The organism is Pseudaeromonas pectinilytica (genome assembly GCF_054780855.1).
Genome location: NZ_BAAGVN010000260.1, coordinates 1 through 3,693, shown reverse-complemented (window position 1 = coordinate 3,693; position 3,693 = coordinate 1). Strand labels below are relative to the sequence as shown.

Here is a 3,693-nt window from a genome sequence, read left to right as displayed (position 1 = left end):
GTTGGTATCCATAGCGGGCACCTCAGTCCAGCGAACTTACTGCAAGTATAGATTGCCCCCAACACGTAAAGGGAACAGCGCCGCGGAACGAGGTTTTTAACTCCTGCTGCGTCATCTCCAGAAACGAGACCAGCTGGCTCAGCTCGGCGGTCCGCTGGGCAACCTTCTGTTCGAGGGTGATATTGGCTTCCCGCAACGCCTCATTTTGTTCGGCAGTTAGCTGTTGCAAGCGGGCATTTTCTCGTTTCAGTTTTTGCTGTTCCAGAGCCTGAGTCACAATCAGCAGCAACTCATCATCGTGCCAGGGCTTGGCAATATAGCGGTAGATCTCACCCTGATTGATCGCCGCTACGGTTTGGGTCATATCGGCGTGCCCGGTCAACAGCAGACGCATGGTATCCGGCCACTGCTGGCGGATCTTGGCCAGCAATTCGGCACCATCCATATGTGGCATGCGCATGTCGGAGATCACCAGATCCACCGGCTCCCGCGCCATCAATGCCAGTGCTTCTGTACCGCTGGCAGCCATCAGCAACCGATAGTTGTGGGCATGCAGCAGCCGCATCAACGATTTGAGGACATTGACCTCATCATCCACCAACAGTAGCGTGGCGCTCTGGTTCATAGCGTCTAGTTCCCCTCTATTGCCGAGATCGGCTCAAAACAGACTCGGCCTCAACACACTTATTTCATCATATTTATCAAATGCATCATTGATTGCGACCTTGAGCTCACCCTCTTCCCACGGCTTACTGATAAAGCGGAAAATTTCGCCAGCGTTGACGGCCGATGACAGCGCCTCCAGGTCGGCATACCCGCTAAGCATCACCCGCACCGTATGGGGATAACGCGCCTTGATCTGCCGCAATAACTCGAGACCGGTGACACCCGGCATCCGGTTATCACTGACAATCACGCCGATCTGATAATGGGCCATGCAATCCAGTGCCGCCTCGGCCGTGGCCGCCGTCATGATCTGATAGCCGCTGGAACGCAAGGTGCGTCGTAACGCACTCAGGATCGAGGGCTCATCATCGACCAGTAACAGGATGCGCGACGGCGCACCTTCTTGGGTCGTCGATTGGTCGTGAGTCGAGGAGATCTGCGCCACCAGCGCCGGAAGTTGGCTAGCCGACGTCGGCCGCCCGCGCAGGAATCCCTGCATCTCATCGCAGTGCAACAGGCGCAAGTAGGCGTATTGCTCCTGAGTTTCCACCCCTTCGGCAATCACGATCAATCCCATGGCGTGACCGAGGGCAATGATGGCGCGCACAATCACCGCATCGCTGTTGGAGTCCAGCAGATCGAACACAAAGGATTGATCGATCTTCAACTTGTCGAGCGGGAACAGCTTCAGATAACTCAGGCTGGAATAGCCGGTACCAAAATCATCCACCGACAGCGTGACCCCCAATTGTTTCAAACGGTTAAGCGTCGAGATGGCCTGATTGACATCAGCCATGATGCAACCTTCAGTGACTTCCAGCTCCAGACGCTCCGCAGGCAGACCACTGCTCGCCAAACATGCTGCAACCTGTTCTACCAGCAAGCCATGTTGAAAATGCACCGCGGAAAGATTGACCGCCATATTCAACTCCAACCCCTCAGCCAACCAGGCTGCGGCCTGCTGGCAGGCTGTCTTCAGCACCCAGTCACTGATGGCAACAATCAGCCCCCCCTCCTCCGCCAGAGGAATAAACTCTTTGGGTGGAATGATGCGCTCGGCCGTGCGCCAGCGAATCAAGGCTTCGACCCCGGTCACCTTGCCGGTTCGCATGTTCAATTGGGGCTGATACTCCAAAAACAGCTCATCATGGTCCAATGCATGCCGTAGCCCCTGCAAGAGGTCGGTTTGCTGCCGCAACCAGAGCGCCTGCTCCGAGCTAAAACGCTGAATCAAGGTGTTGGGATGGGTGCGACACCAATCAACAGCGGTATCGGCATTGCTCATCAGCTCCAGTGCGGTTCGCCCCTGCTCCGGAAAATCACTGAGCCCCACCACGGGCGGGCAGATAATGTCGTGATTGTCGTACTGCAACGGTAAGGACAATTGATCGACAATCTGTTGGACCAGCTCCAGCGCCGGCTCCAAGCTCTCGAGTCGCGGTAAAATCACCGCATAATGATTGGCCGCCAGCCGTGAAGCCAGACCCCGATCACCAACCAGGGCCTGGAGCCGTTGCAGTTGGGACATCAGCAACCAATCCCCAACCGCATAGCCAAATTTTTCATTCAGCGAGCGAAAACGGCGCAGATCGACATGCAGTACCGCCACGAGTTGTCGCGAGCGTTCCGCCTGCCGAATATCTTGCGTCAACCGTTCTTCCACCAGGATCCGGTTCAACTCGGAGAGCGAACCAGTACGCGACAGATGAAGAACACACTCCTCCAACTGACGGGAGGTCCGCAGATCCGTCACTATGCCGGTGTAGAAGCCGGTCAATGTCCCGGGATCTTCCTGTTCCGAGCCCGGGATGTATTGCAGCGTCAACCAGAAGGGAAAACTCTCGCCCAGCTTGTTCCGTCCATTCAGTTCCCCATCCCACCCCTGCCATTGCCGGATGCGCAGACGAAACTCCTCGTAAGAGTCACCTTGCATGAAGAGGGGTAATAACAAGGAGGAGGGGCGGCCAATCAGCTCCTGCGAGGTGTAACCGCACAGCGCGCAAAAGGCCGGGTTGACCCAGCGCAGCACTCCTAGGGCATCGCAAATAAACATGCCTTGTGCCGCAGCATTGGCCAATTTACACAGCAAGGTCAGCCGTGAATCGGCAGACAACTCGAGGGCGAGATCGTGACCGCCCGCATCAGTGTCGGCCTCTATTGGCAATAACCGCTCCAGTGCCGGTTGACCGAGCGATCCGCTCGCCGCCAGAGCCCAGAGTTGCGCACTGGCCTGCAAATGAACCCAATGCATGATCTGCTCACAAAAAGCAGTACCACTCAGCGTGGCCGAGATCCGGGCATCGACCAGCGACAGTTCATCGGCTGCCACCTCATCGCCGTCAGCACTCAGCAGAAGAACCGGAGTGGAGTCGGGACGCAGCTCGGCTCGACTGGCCCGCAACCAGGCAATCCGCCGAGTCAAAGCCTGGCGATCCAGCAAATAGAGCACCACACTTGCCATCTCGCTCCCATCCGGTTCATCCATCACCAGATGAAAGGCCCCCCCCAGGATGCCGGGCAGCCAGGAGATCAGGCTGGGGTCTAATCATCCCGGACACCGTTTTAGGTGGTAAAGTCGCCACCGTAACCCGAGGTGTTCAATGACCAGACAACGTCGTTCATTTACTGCTGAGTTCAAACTCGAAGCTGCCTGCTTGGTGCTCGACCATGGCTATTCCGTCCCTGATGCTTGCCGTTCGCTCGGTGTCGGTGAAACCGCACTTCGGCGATGGGTTCAACTGCTGCAATCTGAAAGAACGGGTTGCACACCGACCAGCAAGGCTCTGACGCCTGAGCAGCAAAAAATCCAGGAGCTGGAGGCGCGGATCAACCGACTTGAACGCGAAAAGGCGATCCTAAAAAAGGCTACAGCTCTCTTGATGGCAGACGAATTCGAACGTTCGCGCTGATCGAGCGATTAAGAGAGCATGAGTCTACCGAACTGATCGGCGTTGTTGCTCAAATCAGGGAACTATCCCGCAGTTTGGTGATCTGATCTCTTAGGTTCACCACCGGGAGCGCCAGATG

Annotated in this window: 2 protein-coding genes and 1 pseudogene; 1 reads left to right on the top strand and 2 read right to left on the bottom strand. The window is 56.6% G+C overall.

The features are described from left to right. Positions 1-22: 22 nt before the first annotated feature. Together ACYVG7_RS10890 and ACYVG7_RS10885 are read right to left on the bottom strand one after the other, a co-directional pair. Positions 23-625, bottom strand: a complete 603-nt coding sequence (locus ACYVG7_RS10890; RefSeq protein ID WP_460883133.1) for a response regulator — start codon at positions 623-625, stop codon at positions 23-25. A gap of 33 nt (positions 626-658) precedes the next feature. Continuing rightward, on the bottom strand, positions 659-3,127 hold the full coding sequence (locus ACYVG7_RS10885) for an EAL domain-containing protein (RefSeq protein WP_460883132.1): 2,469 nt from the start codon (positions 3,125-3,127) through the stop codon (positions 659-661). A gap of 139 nt (positions 3,128-3,266) precedes the next feature. On the opposite strand from ACYVG7_RS10885, the pseudogene ACYVG7_RS10880 reads away from it, so the two are divergent. Beyond that, positions 3,267-3,613 (top strand): annotated as a pseudogene (locus ACYVG7_RS10880) (transposase); the annotation flags it as partial. Positions 3,614-3,693: the final 80 nt, after the last annotated feature.